Annotated in this window: 9 protein-coding genes; 7 read left to right on the top strand and 2 right to left on the bottom strand. The window is 60.3% G+C overall.

From position 1 onward, the window contains the following. The first annotated feature begins 21 nt into the window (after positions 1 to 21). Positions 22 to 3825, top strand: a complete 3804-nt coding sequence (locus FNJ47_RS09720; protein ID WP_163152862.1) for a tetratricopeptide repeat protein — start codon at positions 22 to 24, stop codon at positions 3823 to 3825. Positions 3826 to 4434: 609 nt separating this feature from the next. Here the strand turns inward: FNJ47_RS09720 and FNJ47_RS09715 are convergent. Continuing rightward, a complete protein-coding gene (locus FNJ47_RS09715) occupies positions 4435 to 4764 on the bottom strand; it encodes a hypothetical protein (RefSeq protein ID WP_163152861.1) in 330 nt (109 codons plus the stop codon). Positions 4765 to 4963: 199 nt separating this feature from the next. On the opposite strand from FNJ47_RS09715, the gene FNJ47_RS53180 reads away from it, so the two are divergent. The 6 genes from FNJ47_RS53180 (at position 4964) to FNJ47_RS09690 (ending at position 14748) form a co-directional block, all read left to right on the top strand. Further along, positions 4964 to 5098 carry a hypothetical protein gene (locus tag FNJ47_RS53180; RefSeq protein WP_283811227.1) on the top strand — a complete coding sequence of 45 codons (135 nt, stop codon included), beginning with the start codon at positions 4964 to 4966 and terminating at the stop codon, positions 5096 to 5098. A gap of 2125 nt (positions 5099 to 7223) precedes the next feature. After that, positions 7224 to 8225, top strand: a complete 1002-nt coding sequence (locus FNJ47_RS09710; RefSeq protein WP_163152860.1) for an amino acid ABC transporter substrate-binding protein — start codon at positions 7224 to 7226, stop codon at positions 8223 to 8225. Positions 8226 to 8239: 14 nt separating this feature from the next. After that, positions 8240 to 9127, top strand: a complete 888-nt coding sequence (locus FNJ47_RS09705) for a L,D-transpeptidase (RefSeq protein ID WP_163152859.1) — start codon at positions 8240 to 8242, stop codon at positions 9125 to 9127. A gap of 694 nt (positions 9128 to 9821) precedes the next feature. Next, positions 9822 to 10166: a hypothetical protein gene (locus tag FNJ47_RS09700; RefSeq protein ID WP_163152858.1), complete on the top strand. Its 345-nt coding sequence runs from the start codon at positions 9822 to 9824 to the stop codon at positions 10164 to 10166. Between the two features lie 330 nt (positions 10167 to 10496). Then, positions 10497 to 12971: a TOTE conflict system archaeo-eukaryotic primase domain-containing protein gene (locus tag FNJ47_RS09695; protein ID WP_206685303.1), complete on the top strand. Its 2475-nt coding sequence runs from the start codon at positions 10497 to 10499 to the stop codon at positions 12969 to 12971. A 178-nt stretch (positions 12972 to 13149) separates the two neighbouring features. After that, complete coding sequence (locus tag FNJ47_RS09690) at positions 13150 to 14748, top strand: hypothetical protein (protein ID WP_163152856.1); 1599 nt, start codon at positions 13150 to 13152, stop codon at positions 14746 to 14748. A gap of 1159 nt (positions 14749 to 15907) precedes the next feature. On the opposite strand, the gene FNJ47_RS09685 is transcribed toward FNJ47_RS09690, so the two are convergent. After that, the gene (locus FNJ47_RS09685; RefSeq protein WP_163152855.1) at positions 15908 to 17179 is read right to left on the bottom strand and encodes an aspartate aminotransferase family protein; all 1272 of its coding nucleotides are present in this window, start codon (positions 17177 to 17179) and stop codon (positions 15908 to 15910) included.

Here is a 17179-nt window from a genome sequence, read left to right as displayed (position 1 = left end):
AGACAGCGGTGCATCCAGGCAATGAACAATAGGGGCGGGCAGACACCACCGGCGTTCATGCCGCTCGGTGAGGCATTGCAATACGCCGAGCGCTGCCGCAGCGACGGCCGGCTGACGGAAGCCGAGGCGGTGTGCCGTCAGATCCTCCAGGTGCAGCCGAATACGCCGGAAGTCGAACACCTCCTCGGCGTCATCGCACATCAAAACGGCAAGCTTGCCGAGGCTATCCAGCATGTGCAGCGCGCGACCAGGCTCGCGCCGCAGATCGCGGTGTTTCACGCCAATCTCGGCGAGATGCTTCGCCTTGCCGGGCGGCCCAAGCTCGCCGTTGAAGAGGCACGGCGTGCGCTTGCCATCGAGCCGGATCTGCCGGCGGCGCTGAGCAATCTCGGCGTCGCGCTCTACGAGCTGAAAGACTACGAAGAGGCGGCGCGCGCACAACGCAAGGCAATCGCTGCCGCGCCGGACTTCGCCGAAGCGCACGGCAATCTCGGCAATGCGCTCCACGCTCTGCGGAAATTCGACGAGGCGATCGCCGCTTTTCGCCGCGCCGTCGAGCTCAAGCCGGATTATGCCGACGGCTGGGCCAATTACGGCACGACGCTGCATCACAGCGGCAGCTTCGACGAAGGCATTGCCGCGCTGCGCCGCGCGATCGCGCTGGCGCCGCATCACGCCAATGCCCGTTCCGGCCTCGGCATTCTCCTGCTCATGCGCGGCGAATTCGGCGAGGGTCTTGACGAATATGAATGGCGGCTTCGCTCGACCGAACGCAAGGGGCCGCGTTTTCCGGAAATTCCCTGGGCAGGCGGCAGCCTTGCCGGCAAGCACATCTATGTTCAGGCCGAACAGGGTTTCGGCGATACGCTGCAATTCGCGCGTTACATCCCGCCGCTTGCCCGGCGCGCGAGCCGCGTCACCTTGCGCGTGCATCAGCAGCTGGTGACGCTTTTCCGCGAGAGCCTGCCAGGCATCACCGTGCTCGGCGATCGCGGCGATCCGGCACCGTATCATTGCGATGCCGTGCTGCTCAGCCTGCCGCGGCTGTTCAGGACCCGGCTTGAATCCATTCCTAGCGATGTGCGTTATCTGCGCGCGCCTGCCGATGCCGCGCAACGCTGGGGCAAGCACCTTGCCAAGATGCGAGGCCTCAAGGTCGGCCTGGTGTGGGCCGGCAATCCCGAACACGTCAACGACAGCCGCCGCTCCCTTGATCTGAAAGTCCTGGCGGCGCTGTTCGAAGTGCAGGGCGCTTCATTCGCAAGCCTGCAGTTTGGGCCGCGTACGGCTGATCTGAAGAAGCGAAAGGGCAAGCCCGCGATCGAGGATCTCGGCGCGCGATTTGAGGATTTTGCCGATACGGCTGGCGCGGTCGATGCGCTCGACCTCGTCATCACGGTCGACACATCGGTTGCGCACCTTGCCGGCGCGCTCGGCAAACCGGTCTGGGTGTTGCTGCCCTGGGTGAGTGATTGGCGCTGGATGCTCAATCGCGAGGACAATCCCTGGTATCCGACCATGCGCCTGTTTCGGCAAAAGCGCGGCGAGAGCTGGACCGATATCGTGCCGCGCATCGTCAAGGAACTTGCGGCTGTCGTGCAGGGCGACCTCGCGCGGCTCACGCCGTTCAAGGCCGAAGGCGTGCGCCGCGCCGCGCATGCCGCGGCGATCATGGCGGCGGAAGCTGCGCAGGTTGCGGAGCCAATCACTGCGCCGGTGACGGCAATGCCGCCCGGCCAGGCGCTCATTGTCGCCGAACAGAAGCGCCGCAACGGATTTCTGGCCGATGCAGACGAGTTGACGCGCCGCGCGATTGAAGCCGAGCCCGACAATGCCGAGGCTGCCCACATGCTCGGCATCATTGCGCACCAGTCCGGCAAATTGTCCGATGCCATCGCACACGTACGGCAAGCGATAGCGATCAATCCGAATGTTGCGCTCTATCACGCCAATCTCGGTGAAATGTGCCGACTTGCCGGCCGCGCCGACGAAGCCATTGCGGCGAGCCGCCGCGCCATCGCGCTTGATCCGGGCAATGCCGGCGCCCACAGCAATCTCGGCATCGCCCTGTTCGATCAGGGCAAGTTCGAGGAGGCGCTCTCGTTGCACGAACGCGCCATCGCGCTGCAGGCCCATTTCGTGCAAGCTCACAGCAATCGCGGTAACGCTCTGCAGCGATTGAAACGCTTTGCCGAGGCGGAGCCGTCCTATCGCCGCGCCGTCGAATTGCAACCGGACTTCGCCGACGGCTGGAACAATCTCGGCACCTGCCTGCGTGAGCTCAAGCGCGCCGAAGAGGCCGAGACGGTTTACCGCAAGGCGCTCGAGATTGCGCCCAACAATCCCGATACGCTCGATAATCTGGCGCTTGCGGTGAAGGATCTCGAGCGGCTCGACGAAGCCGCCGAGCTGTTGCGCCGCGCGCTCGTCATCGAGCAGAACAGTGACAAGATTCATCTGCACTACGGCACTGTGCTGCTCGACCAGAAGAAAGTGGATGAGGCGGAAGTGGCGGCCAGCCGGGCGCTCTCGCTCAATATGAACAGTCACGACGCCGTCAATCTGATGGGACGGATCGCGTTCGAGCGCGGCGACCTCGATGGCGCGCTCGCCTCTCATCAGCGCGCACTCGCGCTCAAGCCGGATCTGGCGGACGCCTATAACAACATGGGCAACGTGCTGAAGGAGCTGGGCCGATTGGACGAAGCGGAGAACGCTTATCTCGAGGCGCTGCGGCTCGATCCGGCCGTCGCGAGCGTCTATGTCAATCTTGCCGACTCCAGGAAATTCGTCGCCGGCGACCCGCATCTTGTCGCCATGGAAGCGCTTGCAGCGAAGAGCGAGCGCCTGTCGAAGACCGATCGCATGCAGATCGACTTCGCGCTCGGCAAAGCCTATGCGGACCTTCAAGACTACCCGCGTTCGTTCCGGCATTTGCACGCCGGCAATGCGGCCAAGCGCGCGACGATTGGCTATGACGAGACGGCGGCCTTCGCGCTGTTTGACCACATCGAGCGTATTTTCACTCCGGACATGATCGAAGCGAAGTCCGGCAGCGGCGATCCTTCACAGGTGCCGATCTTTGTCGTCGGCATGCCGCGTTCGGGCACGACGTTGATCGAACAGATCATCGCCAGCCATCCCATGGTGCACGGCGCCGGCGAGCTGCAGACCCTCCATGACGTCGTTCTTACCGTCCGCGGGACGGACGGCTGTACGATCCCATATCCGGAATTCGTGCCTGCGCTGGATGAGGCCGCCTTGCGGCAAATCGGAAGAGATTATGTCGCGCGGCTCGGCGAGGTTGCGCGGCGAGAGGCAAGCCCAACCGTGCAGCGCGTCACCGACAAGATGCCGTCGAACTATTATTTCCTCGGACTTATTCATTTGGCGCTCCCGCAGGCGAAGATCATTCACGCCGTGCGCGATCCGGTCGACACCTGTGTGTCGTGCTTTTCCAAGCTGTTTTCCGCCGAGCAAAACCATACCTACGATCTCGGCGAACTCGGCCGCTATTACCGGCGCTACGAGCGGCTGATGACGCATTGGTGCCGCGTCCTGCCGGCCGGAAGCGTCCTGGACGTCCGTTATGAAGACGTGGTGGGTGATCTGCAGAGCCAGGCGCAGCGCATCATCGCCCATTGCGGCTTGCCATGGGATGACCGCTGCCTGTCGTTTCACAGAACCGAGCGTCCGGTCCGCACCGCGAGCGCGACGCAGGTCCGCAAGCCCATTTATCGGAGCGCAGTCGGACGTTGGCGGGTCTATGAGGACCAGCTTGAGCCACTTCTCACCGCATTGGGTGGCCGCGCCAGGCTTGGTTAACCCCATACAAGCCCGCATGTCGGGTGGTGCCAGGACTTGGCCAACCGCCATTTGCTGGATTATATCGGAATCTCAATCACATACGAGTTCGTAGTTTTATTCTGAATGGCGCGCCAAATTTGGTACCATTCAGATCAAAACTGCGAACCCCATTTTAGCAGATACAGATCATGCGGAGCTGCCATCGCTTGGCGTTGCCGGATTGGGCTCAGCTCTGCATAGAGCAGCAGCTGTAATAGAGCGACGTTTGTCAAGAACTCGGACCGTGCCGGCACCGTCAATGATGAGCGGAGATCGCAGTCTGGACGCCGATCGGCGGCTCTAATCACCTGGGTTACTTAGCGTCTGTCGGAGCGACGTTCGTGCCCGATCCATATTCTACGGCGCAAGGTAGCTGCGGTATTCCGCTTCGAACATCTGAGCGCGGACGCGGCCAAGCACACTGATGCCGTTCGATCCGAGACTGAAAGTCGACAGCGCCTTGCGCTGGACATCCGGCAGCGTGGCAGTGGTGCCGGCGCGGTAAGCACCGAATGACTGGATCGCGGCCTCGGCTTCATCGTGGTCTTGACTGGTGAACGTCGGCTGGATCGGCGATGGACCCGTTTTTCAGCGTATGACGCAGAGTAAGATAATCGGTGACGTGCTTGGCGCCGGTGGTGATGACGTCGCCGAACGAACCATGTGGCCGGTTGAGCTTAATAGAGAGCCTGTTGATGGTCTCTTCCGTCCGCGCACAAGCTTGGTAGCGCTCTCCGCCATGTCGGCGCTGACCTTGGCAAGCTTGGTCTGTGTGTCGACCAGCGCCGCACCGAGCCGCGTGCTTTCGGTTTTCATTTCCTCGAAAAGCCGCATGTGCCGCGCATCGGTCGCAACGATGTTGTCGCGTGCGCCTTTCACTTCGCGGATGAGGTCGGCAATGCCGGTGTGGTCGTTCATCGCGAGGGACTGCCGTTGGCTTTCTGGTGAGCCGGGCTTGGTCGATCCTCGCGGTTGGTGTGCCGTGACCAGCAGCGGGTGCAGCATATGCCCTGGTCGCTGGTGTTGTGAAGAGCCGTCGAAAAGAGGAAGTTGGTGGCGCGCTGTGTGGCCCCGCCCCGGCGGGGTTTAGCATGGATCAAACGGACGAGCGCTTCTCATGCGAGAGAGCGATCAACAACGCCCGAACGGTGCTGATGCGCGAAAACCAATCGGCTGCGAATCGATCATCATCGCCGCTTACGTGTGGCTGGTGGTGTTCGCGGTGGGACTGGTGATTGTCTTGATGACGTGACACGCATGCGTTCGCACCGGACTGGTTTACACCAGTGCGTGTTGTCGCATTGACGACGCGTTTTAGTTCTCGATAGCATCGCCTGTTGGGGCGGCTTGATGTGCGGTGATGCAATGTCGAGAATTGAACTGAGTGCAGAAGAAGAAAGAATTGAATATATTGCTGGGCGAATGAAAACGTGACGTTGGCGGGTTTGGATCGTCCGAGGTGTTCATTTCACGCCAGTGCGGACGCGGATGGGAAATCCGCTTGGCAACTGTTGGCGATGCATTGCGCGGTGCCGGCAAAAGCTTTGGCGTGGCGTGGAATGCACTAGCGCAGCCCCAAGTTCCCCGGCGACAACAGCCGACGCACTTTGCGAGTCCAGTGCTGGAACATGAGCCGCCCACCATCACCGGGGAAGATGCAGATTGGTGGTGATTGGACGAAATCACAACACGTGCGGGTGCACTGGTTGTGCATCAATTATGGTGCAATCCGGGCAATGGAACCGGTTGAGATGGCACAAATTGCACTTCCATCAAGAGGCGATTGTGATCCGATTATCGCATCGGATTGGCTCAACCTCCACTAGCCCCGGAATCGAAAGCCCGTCCGACAAGACGGCTCCGGCGCGACCCTCAGATACACGTCGGGGCCGTCGAAATCTGGATGAGCATCGCAAGCGAGAAACGAACCGGCACCGAATGGATGATCATCGCCTCAGACTGCTGGCTCGCAGTACTTCCTGTGATCATCGTTCTGATCGCGCTACATCCAGAGGTGTGAGCAGCGACAGCTAAGCTGGTCGCCCCGCGCTACGCTTGAGAGTTTCGGACGGCAGCTCGCGCGGTACGCGCCAGCGAAGCGGCCCAACTCGATGAAGCCGTGACTGATCGCTATTTCGCTGATAGTTGCGGATCGGCTTTGGTCTTGGTTCTTGAGCGCGGTGTGCACAGAAGGCCCAGATGGCGTCCGGGCCTCCTTCACTGGGCAGTCTTCTTCCCCTGCGACGTCAACACTTCAATCTGTCGTAGCAGTGCGACGATTGCTCCGCACTAGACTTATCGGCATCTCCAAGCTCTTTTGCCAGGCCAATTCCCTCACATCGCCTCGTCTAAAAAGCCTGGTGAGACCAAATTGCGAGTGTAAGCGCTAACGTCGCGGGAGTCGGATATGCAATTCGTGCCAATCTGGTGATGCGCGTTCAACAGTACGCACTTTGGGGGTACGCGGCGGGAACGAGACAGTGGCCCGCTGCATTGTTGCGGTTCTACGTCATGAGGGGAGGCGTACCTTGAGATCAAGCAAGGTCTTACTGACCCTCGGCCCACTCGCACCAGCAGCAACACTGATGCCTGAGCAAGCGGACGCTCGTCGAGGAGGGGTTCATGCTGGCGCAGGCGCCCGTGGTGCCCATTTTCATGAGGAGTAAGACCCGGCTGGCACGGAGGAGGGACCCGATGGGCCGGCGGTGTCCGTCCAGGCTGGCATGGCGGCGGCGGGCGGTCGGTCGCTACTATCGCGGCGGGTATTATGATGGCGGATGAGGATGGCCCGCTGCAGCGGCTGCCGGTGTCGCAACCGGCGCAGCGCTTGGCGCGGCCGCTGCTTACGGTTCTTCCTGTTATCAAACGCAGTCCGTCTGGAATGGGTCAACAGACTTCCGGGTCTGCTGACTTCGGGTTGCACCCAATGGGCTTGTAGCGACGCGTGACAAGCGGCCCTTCGCTTGATGATGAGTCACCAAGGGAGGGGGCTGCTTGCTGGCCGTGACTTTGCCCCACGGGCTTAATCCAGTTTGAGTTCGCTTTGACCCAAGAAGGGGACCGGAGCATGAAGCGCGGCCGCTTTGATTGAAAGATCATGAGGACGGCGTTCCGGGCGCCGATCTGCGCCGCAAACACAGCGTCTGCGACGCCAGAGCAACGCTTCTCGTCTCCCTGAAGGGAGCAGTCGTCTATAAGCACTCCCAGACCGCCACCTATTCCGCCGTTGATCTATATCAAGGGCTTGCGTTTGCGGGTAGCAAAGCAGGAAGATGACGATTAGCCATCTGCCTTTCCTCAGCATGGCGCGTCGCCGGGGCGCGCCGTAACCGATTGCGAGAAAAATGCCCGAATATGCAAGGAGATCCTTCGCCCTCATGGCCGCAACGCTCTTGTTCATGCTCGTTGTTGGAGCCCTGCGGGCCGAGGCACAGACACTCAAGGCCGTAGAGGAGCGCGGTACACTCAATTGCGGCGTCGGGCAGGGGTTGTTGGGATTTTCGAGCCAAGACGACAAGAGCAACTGGACCGGCTTTGACGTCGATGTCTGCCGGGCGCTCGCCGCGGCAATTTTCGGCAATCCTGCCAAGGTGACTTTCGTTCCGCTCGATGCTTCGACGCGTTTTGCGGCGCTGCAGTCAAACAAGATCGACGTGTTGTCGCGCAATTCGACCTGGACCATGTCGCGGGAGACCTCACTTGGCCTGATGTTCGCAGCCGTTGCCTATTATGACGGCCAGGGGTTCCTGTTGCGCCGGGAGGCGGGCATCGACACCGCCTTGCAGCTTGGCGGTAAGACGGTTTGCACGCAGACCGGCACCACCAGCGAACTCAATTTGGCGGATTATTTCCGCGCCAATGGTATGCCGCTGCAGGTGTTGGCGCTTGGCACCGCGGAAGAGAGTCGCAAGGCATATGACGACCGCAAATGCGACGTACTGACCAGCGACGTCTCGCAACTTTACGCGGAGCGTCTCAAGCTCGCCGCACCCGACAGCCATATCATCCTGCCGGAAGTTATTTCGAAAGAGCCGCTCGGGCCAGCGGTCCGACAAGGTGACGACCAGTGGCTCAATCTGGTCAAGTGGACGCTCTACTCGCTGATCAATGCTGAGGAGCTCGGTCTGAAGTCGACGACGATCGATGATGCGCTGAAGTCTCCCAATCCCGACATCCGGCGCCTAGTTGGAAACGAAGGTGAGTTCGGCCAGCAACTAGGCCTCGAGAAGGACTGGGCCACGCGCGCCATTCGGGCAACAGGTAACTACGGCGAAATCTATGAGCGAAATGTTGGGACGCAATCTCCGCTCAGCATTCCGCGCGGGCTCAATGCGCTGTGGACGCAGGGCGGTATCCTGTACGCCCCTCCCGTCAGGTAGTCAGGGGGAACCCCATGAACGTGGATTATTACTCACTGTTGACGAACGCCGTCGCCGGCAAGGATGGAGTCGCGCGCGCCAGAATTTACAATGAAGCCAGGAATCTCATCAGAAAGTCGTCCCACCTCACGCGCGAGGTGGCGGCGTCTCAAACCGCCGCGCTCGAGGATGCGATCCGGCGGATCGAGGATGAGTTCACCGCAGAACAGGAAACAGCTGCGGTCGACATCGACAAGGTGCTACTGACGGGCAGCAACTGGAGGCCGCTGGTCATCGCCGCCTCGGCGATCGTTGTCGTTATCGCCCTGTCGGCCCTGATCTACAGCCACGTTGCCAGCAAGGGCCCGGTCGGCGCCGGCATGACGGCATCATCGTCGAAGGCAGGACGCGGGCGCGAGGAGGAGGTTATGGCGGACCTCAAGCCTGGCGTCGATGGGGGCTCGACAGGCGACGGCCTACCCTTCGCGTTCCAGCGACAGGTTGTATTTTATCGCACCACCATTGTCCCCGGATCGATCGTCATTGATCGCGAAAACCGATTTCTCTACCTGATCGATTCGAACAATTCGGCACGCCGATACGGCATTGGCCTTGCGCAGGAATGCCTGAAGGGCGGGAGCTTCTTCCACGTTGCCAGCAAGCTTGAGTGGCCCGTCTGGAAGAATCCGGGTGTAAGCACGAAAGACGCGGACGCGTTACTTGCGTCGACCGGACAGCCCGGCAGTCCGCTGGGTGCACGCGCATTGCTGCTCGACAAGCCCGGCTTGCTCATCCACGGCACCAACACGCCGAAAACTATCGGCCATCTCGTCGCCTCCGGATGCATCCGGCTCGTCAACGACGACGTCGAGGACTTATACCGGCGGGTTTCTCTGGAGACGCGAGTTGTGTTTGTGAGCTAGCCGCCGCAGGGGGTGGAATACGCTGACAAACTCGGAGCGTGCCAGTCCGGCGTAGTGTTGTCTGCTGCCCCCGTAGCTGACATAAGCGCGCGCAACAGAGGTGTCGGCATTCAGAGGTAGAGCGGCCCCGGGGCAACCTGAACAGCATGTCAGCGTATGAGTGCGAGGCGGATTGAATGGTTGCTGCTACTACTACCGTGGCACGTGCACCTATTTGTCGTTGATCAAGGATTCACCGGTCCGGCGCGTCGTCTGGAGAGACGGACCAGCGACGGTTGCGATTGCCTAGTCCGATTTGCGGAGCTCGGCGTAGCACGTGACGCAGATGCGCTTAGGCTCGGGCGGAAGGTCTGGCGCGACTTCGATGCAGCGATGGCATCGGCAGCAGCGCGCCACCGTGTTGTTCGAGAACAGCAGACCCTGCTCGGCGATGTAGAGTAAAGAAGGACGGGCGTCACGAGATTGTTTGGATGATTGGCGGCCTTTCCAATCCAGTCACGATTGGCGATCTAGTGCGTGTCTATCGGTCGAGCATGGAATTCTATGACCACTCGGCACATCGTGACGAGCGCCTGGACTCCGAAATTGGAGACTTGATACAGAGCGCTCGCGGTGACGCTTACAATCTGGCGCGCTCGTGCATTCAGCGCATTCGCGACCTGAACGAGCCCGACCACGTCGATGGTATCTCGACTTGCCTGAATTTCTTGGAATGCGGGGGGACGACCCGCAAACGATCGAGCGTGAAAGCGCGAATCTGGCCGATGCGAGAGAGCGACGTCGGATTGCGATGGGCTTTGAGCCATTTTGCGCCGCCACATATTTCAAAAGAGCGCGCGAGTTTGGCGATGAACCTTATGTCGTCGTGCGCGGCGCCGATATTGCCATCGGTTACTCTATCAATGGCAAAGATGAGGGCCTGTCCAACAGAAAATGGGCTATCTACGAGGATCCGGATATGGATCTTCAGGCCGCGTATGAGCGCTCGGTCTTGGCTGGGCATCCAGCGCGCGATCTTATTGTTCAGCTCGGCGTATAGTCGCGTTATTCTCCCCAGTCCCGCCAAACCGCCGTAGCCCGCTCTCGAAAGGGAGCGATTAAAAGTCACGCTTCCATTTGGGGCGAGCAACAACTCAGATCCTTGCTTACCTTGTCCAAAGAGAAATTATATTGCAATTTCAATAACGTACGAGTTCGTGGTTTTATTCTGAATGGCGCGCCAAATTGCCACCATTCAGAATAAAGCTGCGAACTCGGGGCTTGGATCGGCCGATTGTGATTGGCCCTTGCGAAGCTATCGGGCGAAGCAAAATTGCGTCAAGCTGATGTCGGATAACGTTGGCGCACGCCAATCTTCGCGATGAAGCAAATGGACGCCAGAATTACCGAACTCGTGGCGCGGCTCACGGCGCTGGAACGCGAGCGCGCGGAGATCGTAGCCGAGATCAACACTCTTCGATCGGCGCGGAGTGAGGGGGCTGCGGCTATCAAAGTGGTCCCTTCGGGAAAAGCTGCCGGTCCGATCGACCGGAATTCGACAATCGAAAAGAAGATTGCTCTGTTTCGCCGGCTTTTCCGCGGTCGTTCAGATGTGTTTCCCATCCGTTGGGAGAACCGCACGACGGGGCGCAGCGGCTATGCACCTGCCTGTACGAATGAATGGCAGCGTGGGATTTGCGAAAAACCCAAAGTCAAATGTTCGGCATGTTCAAATCAGGCATTCCAGGCCGTAGATGAAGTGTCGATCGAACGCCATCTACGCGGGACCGACACGAATGGCGCCCCGTTCGTTATGGGTGTCTATCCGATGCTTGCGGATAATACCTGTTCGTTCCTGGCCGCGGATTTCGACGATGGGGAATGGCTAAGAGATGTCTTCGCTTTCAGGGAGACCTGCCAGCGCCACAAAATTCCTGTTGCCATTGAGCGGTCGCGATCCGGAAACGGTGCTCACGCTTGGATTTTTTTCGAGGAACCGATACCGGCGGCGTCGGCGCGCCGTCTTGGGGCCTTCCTAATCACCGACACGATGGAACGTGTCCCCGATATCGGATTCGGATCCTACGATCGGTTTTTTCCAAGCCAGGATACAATGCCGGCGGGTGGCTTCGGTAATTTGATTGCCTTACCGCTTCAAGGACTCGCGCGAAGTTCTGGCAACAGCGTGTTCATCGACGAGTCTTGTTCGCCATATCTGGATCAATGGGCCTTCCTGTCAGCGATTGAACCTATGGCGCGATCGAGGGTGGATCATCTGGTCGAGGAAGCGAGTGCATCTGGAAAAATTCTCGGCGTACGTATTCCTCTTGTCGACGAAGACGAAGAACCGTGGCTTGCCCCGCCATCGCGCCGACAGCCACCGCCAGCAATAAGCGGGCCACTGCCAAGCGCGATCACCATCGTGCAGGCTGACCAGGTTTACATCCCGCGTCACGCGCTACCGCCACCCTTGATCGCGCGCCTTATCCGTATCGCTGCGTTCCAGAACCCCGAATTCTACGCTGCACAAGCGATGCGCCGATCGACCCATGACAAGCCTCGGATCATCTCTTGCGCGGAGTTGACTAGCCATCACGTTGCTCTGCCTCGCGGGTGTTTCGACGCCGTCCGCGATCTCCTTGCGTCAGTTGGAATTGCAGTAACAATCGAAGATTGCCGCACTACCGGTGCGCCGATCCCATTCGCATTCACCGGGGCACTGCGCCCAAGCCAGGAGCAGGCGATCGCGGCCCTGTTGCCGCACGATACCGGCGTGCTTGCGGCATCGACGGCGTTCGGCAAGACGGTCTTAGCCATCCGGATGATAGCCGAACGTGGATTGAATACGTTGATCCTCGTTCATCGCCGTCAACTGATGGATCAATGGATTGAGCGGCTCACAGCGTTCTCAAACCTGCCGCGCGATGCGATAGGCGTGATAGGCGGTGGTCGTCGCAAACCAAAGAGTCAGGTTGATGTAGCACTGATCCAGAGTCTTGTTCGTAAAGGAGAGGTCAATGATATCGTCGGCAATTACGGGCATCTCGTAGTCGATGAATGTCACCATTTGTCGGCGGTGAGCTTTGAACTCGTCGTGCGCCGCAGCAAGGCGCGTTACATCCTGGGCCTGTCAGCAACGGTGACGCGAAAAGACGGGCATCACCCGATCATCGTTATGCAATGTGGCCCCATCCGGCATCGTGTAGATGCGCGATCCGAGGCCGCCAAGCGCCCCTTCGATCACGTGGTGCGGATCAGGGATACCAGCTTCCAACTTCAAGCCGCATTGGACACCTCTTCTCTTTCCATCCAAGATGTTTTCAAGGGAATGGTCGATGATGAAGTGCGCAATGATTTGATTTTCGATGATGTCTTGCGTGCGCTGGAAGCTGGCCGCTCACCTGTCGTTATAACCGAACGTACCGCCCACTTGGAGACCATTGCAAAGCGTCTCGAGCGTTTTGCGAGGCATGTGATCGTGTTGCGCGGTGGGCAAGGCGAGAAGCAGCGCCGCGACATCGCCGCGCGGCTCGCAGCAATTCCCGAAGCCGAGGAACGTGTCATAGTCGCGACCGGACGCTACCTCGGCGAGGGGTTCGATGATCCCCGCCTCGATACCCTTTTTCTTACCATGCCGATTGCATGGAAAGGCACACTTGCCCAGTATGCCGGCCGATTGCACCGTCTCAACGACGCCAAGCGTGAGGTGATCATATATGATTATGTCGACATGAGAGTGCCGGTTCTGGCCCGCATGGCTGCGAAACGCCGCATTGGCTATCAGTCAATTGGTTACAAGATATTGGGTGCGCGCGATTTGTTTTCCGGCCAGGTGGTCACATCGCGCGCGCTCGCTACGCGATAGTCAAGCGACCAAATCGTTAGAAGAGTGCGGGCGGAATTGCAGGAGGCCGCCAAGCTGGATAATTACTTTTCAGGCTGTCCGACGCCATGGGTGCGGATTTGTGAGTGGATATCGCCAGCTCCGAGAGGAACGAGACCAACTCCCGGCTATCATTGCAATGATTCGCAGAGGCGCCTCGATGAGCCAAACTCAGCCAAAAACCTCGCCGACGGATGGGCATGCGAGACGGATCGCGCAGGCGATCGCCAAGGGTCGACCGCCCCCATTCAATGATGCTTTCGATCGGTACTGCGAAAGCTCCCCACGCGAAATCTTTGCCGCCTTCACAGGCGCGGCTCGCCACATGCCTCCGGCTGGCCGGGATGAGCCGCTTGCGATCGGTTATCTGTTTCTGCTGCAGCGGCTGCTCGAGCATCTACGTTATCGCACCGATCGCGGCTACGCGGACGCAGCCAAACTGATCGCGGATTTTCAGGCCGACGTCGTCGCGCAGGTCGAGGCCGGAAACGTCGACGGCCGCATGCTTGCCTTTGTGGGAGGAGCCCTACACCAGTCGAAAATCCCGGCATCGCCTGAGCTTACCGCGGCGTCGGCAAGGCAGCCCGTCGACCCGGACGAGGACGGACCGCTTCCGACCGACGTCCACGCCGCTCTCGCTGGCATACTCGAAGCCTGCGACGGCGATCCGTTCCTGGCCGTGGGCTCGCTGATCGAAAGCGGTCATGCCATGCCGGCGGAAACCCGCAGCGCCTTGGCCGTGGGCCTGGCGCTTGCTGGCATCCTCGAAGCGCGTGGCGCCGCGGTTCTATTCCTGCTCGACCCAAATTCGACTGTGCGCCGGGCGGTTGCCGGCGCGCTTGCGCAGGTCGCCGCCTCGCTGACGCCGACAGATGTCCGGCGGCTGATCGCAATGCGCAATTGGAGACCCGAGAACGAACGAGCCGAAGTCGACGCGGTCGTACGCAAGGCGCGGGCGGCTGGGATCGATTGCGCGCCATGGGAGGCTGGGAGCATCGAGGCAATTGTCGCCACCACCATCGATGGCGCCACGGCGCAGGGATTCCTGCTGATATCCCCGGTCGGACGGAAAAAGCGGATATCGTCGGTCCTGACCAAAGGCGGGATTGCGGATGCCTGGAGTGGCGAACCGGAATCGCGTCGCCAGATCGAGATGAGTCTCGCCGCCGCCGGGATGGATGCCCCTACGCTTGCCGTATCCCGATCATATCTCGATCGCATCATGGCGCACGAACTGGCGCTCAATATAGAAAAACGGGAATCGCCGCCGTTCGGCCTTCTCCAGGTCGCCGAAACTATCGGCGGTGCCGATTGGCAACCCGCGCGCATGGCCTTTGGTGAAACGCTCGCCGGGCTGATCGTCGAGGTCCCGAAGGCCATGTGTGAGCCCGCCGCGCTCGCATCGGTGCTGCGGAAGAGCAACGAACTTGCTGAGCTGGAGGCCGCCGCACAATCCTGGTTCGAGGATGACCCGCAGGTCGCTCAAGCGGTGGAGCGCGCCCGCGGCCGTGATCGCGCCAAACTTGCCACCTATCTATTGCAGAGCATCATTGCGCGACATCGTGACAAATGGGCTGACATTGTTTTGCGCACGGCCCTATGGATGCGCGAGGCTCCACCGGAGGCCAACCTATGCTGGCGCGAGCTCGCGATCGTTGCAAAAGCGCTCGTCGACGGACGGGATGTGACAGAGATCGGATTGATGCGCGATATCGCATTGCGGACGCTCGCAGTCCTCAGGGACGCTGGGCGGATGTGAGAGAGCCGGGGGCGCGTTTTGTGCCGCCTATTCGCCGAATTGGGGAACATGGCAGTTGAGGTGGCGCTCCTAACGGAATCGATCATAAAAAATTATATAGCAATTTCAATTACATACAAGTTCGTAGTTTTATTCTGAATGGCGCGCCAGAAAATTCAACGACTTAGAACCGCCGTGAAGAAGTCGTCGAATATCCGTTGAATAAGCGCCGGCGAACGTTGGCGAACCCCGACACATTAAATCAGTGATCTGACCACGCGGGTTGGCGCGCGTAGATCCGATACCTCCGTTGCAATTCGAACGCAGTGACCGCCACAAGATATGCAATCCGCCTCCATTGCACGGGAAGTGCTCGCATCTGGTTGGCGGCGTCTCTACGCGTTGAATGCGCAATGTTTACCGTGCCGCAAATGAAGGCTTCCGCATCTTCGGGCGGTGCAACCGAGTTCGGCTCGGGGCCGGAAAAAGACCGCCCACGACACCGATCGCGAATATCATTTTGTTAGGTTCGACGATGCGAGCTTGCTGACGCTTCGCTGGTGAAGGTCGACTGCGACGCGGATTCAACTTTGATCGCGTCACGCCGCGCTGGCGACTAAGCAGGATCTCGGTGATCCACCCAAGAGAGACGGTTCATTCGCACGTCGTCACCGGACACAAGAAGGCAGCGACTTGTTAGGAAGGAAGTATGGTAACGCCTTGTCGAGCAGCAGGACTTGAGCCTGCAACCAGACCGTTATGAGCGGCGGACCATCAATAAGCTTCGTTGATTTTGCTGCATTTTCGTTTGAATTTGATCGCGTTCGTCGTGGTTTGTTCACGTCGTTTCTGGTGCGAAACTGGTGCGGTCAGTGAGCTTCGGTAGGCACTTTACGCCGTTGGCGACACAGTCTGTCCCATGATGGATTGGAGCGAGAGCTCAGGTTTTTCAACTGATTAGAAGGCCGCGTGTGCACGACGTGTGCACCGGGAGATCAAGAAAAGTCTCATCCTATCCAGTATGAGCTGTGTCCTCGCGTGGCCTCGGGATCGACGCTGCGACGGACCGGACAGTGTGGTTGGTTGCGGAAATGCTCAAGGCCGGTATCAGCGGGTAAAGCCGAAAGGCGGCATGAAGGTATTGACCGTTGCTGACCAAGGCCAGCAATCCGCGAGATCGTCAGTCAATCGAATTTTCCTGTAGCGCTTGATCGAGCGCCTCGACCAGTAGATCGGTGTGCTCCATGCCGAACGTCAGGGGCGGACGAATCTTCAGCACATTCGCCCTGGGGCCGGCCGCGCTGATCAGAACATGCCGTCTGCGCATTGCATTGACCAGTTTCGTCGTCTCACTCGCGGCGGCCAAGTCGCCGCGGCGGAGCTCTACACCGATGAAGAGACCAGCACCCCGGACCTCCGCCACAAGCTCATGCCTCGCGCGTAGCGCGGTGAGCCGCTCGCGCAAATAAGTGCCGGTGCGCCTGGCGTTCTCGACCAGGCTTTGCCGCTCGATCACGTCGAGCACGGCCATGCCGGCGGCGGCCGACACGGGATTGCCGCCAAAGGTGTTGAAATAGCGTGAGCGCGCGCCGAACTCCTTCAGCAACTCCGGTCGCGCCGCCATCGCTGCGATCGGGTGGCCGTTGCCCATCGGCTTGCCCATCGTGACCATGTCGGGAACGACGCGGTGGCGGGCGAAGCCCCATAGGCCCTCGCCACAGCGGCCAAAGCCCGGCTGTACCTCGTCGGCGATGAACAGCGCGCCGGTCCGATGCGCGGCATCCACCGCCAGCCGCAGGAAACCGGGCGGATCGGCGAATACGCCGTCGCTGGAGAAGATCGTGTCGACCAGCAGCGCGGCCGGGCGAATGCCGCTGAGTGCCATATCTTCGAATGCGGCACGGACGTGGCCTGCGAAGACCTCACCGGTTTGATCGCCCGCGGACTGCGGCGCGGGCACCAGCCGGATATGGGGGGCGGTCGGCTCGGGCAGGCCGAGCGACGGAGACAGTTCGGCGAGCGCGCCGGTGACGCCGTGATAGGCGGTCCGGGTGACGACGACGCCGGTTCCGCCGGTGCAGGTGCGGGCGACGCGGAGCGCCAGATCGTTGGCCTCGCTGCCGGTGCAGGTGAACATCACCTGGCCGAGCTCGGCCGGAAAGGTCGCGAGCAGTCTCTCGGCATAGTCAAGGATCGTCTCGTGCAGATAGCGGGTGTGGGTATTGAGCACCGCGGCCTGCCGCGCTATCGCCTCGATCACATGCGGATGGCAATGGCCGACGCAGGCGACGTTGTTGTAGGCGTCGAGATAGCGGTTGCCTGCGGCGTCATACAGCCAGACACCTTCGCCGCGCACGACATGCACCGGCTGCTCGTAGAATAACCGGTAGGCGGGACCGAGCAGGCGGTTGCGGCGCGCGATCAGTTCCTGGGTCGAGGTGTCGGCCGGCAT

The organism is Bradyrhizobium uaiense (genome assembly GCF_010811875.1).
Classification (GTDB): domain Bacteria; phylum Pseudomonadota; class Alphaproteobacteria; order Rhizobiales; family Xanthobacteraceae; genus Bradyrhizobium; species Bradyrhizobium uaiense.
This window is presented reverse-complemented; position numbering and strand designations above follow the sequence as displayed.

Bases quoted from the DNA above. Each gene is read 5' to 3' on its own strand.
- FNJ47_RS09720 (WP_163152862.1), top strand. From the start codon at position 22: ATGAACAATAGGGGCGGGCAGACACCACCGGCGTTCATGCCGCTCGGT.
- FNJ47_RS09715 (WP_163152861.1), bottom strand. From the start codon at position 4,764: ATGAACGACCACACCGGCATTGCCGACCTCATCCGCGAAGTGAAAGGC.
- FNJ47_RS53180 (WP_283811227.1), top strand. From the start codon at position 4,964: ATGCGAGAGAGCGATCAACAACGCCCGAACGGTGCTGATGCGCGAAAA.
- FNJ47_RS09710 (WP_163152860.1), top strand. From the start codon at position 7,224: ATGGCCGCAACGCTCTTGTTCATGCTCGTTGTTGGAGCCCTGCGGGCC.
- FNJ47_RS09705 (WP_163152859.1), top strand. From the start codon at position 8,240: ATGAACGTGGATTATTACTCACTGTTGACGAACGCCGTCGCCGGCAAG.
- FNJ47_RS09695 (WP_206685303.1), top strand. From the start codon at position 10,497: ATGGACGCCAGAATTACCGAACTCGTGGCGCGGCTCACGGCGCTGGAA.
- FNJ47_RS09690 (WP_163152856.1), top strand. From the start codon at position 13,150: ATGAGCCAAACTCAGCCAAAAACCTCGCCGACGGATGGGCATGCGAGA.
- FNJ47_RS09685 (WP_163152855.1), bottom strand. From the start codon at position 17,179: ATGCCGGCCGACACCTCGACCCAGGAACTGATCGCGCGCCGCAACCGC.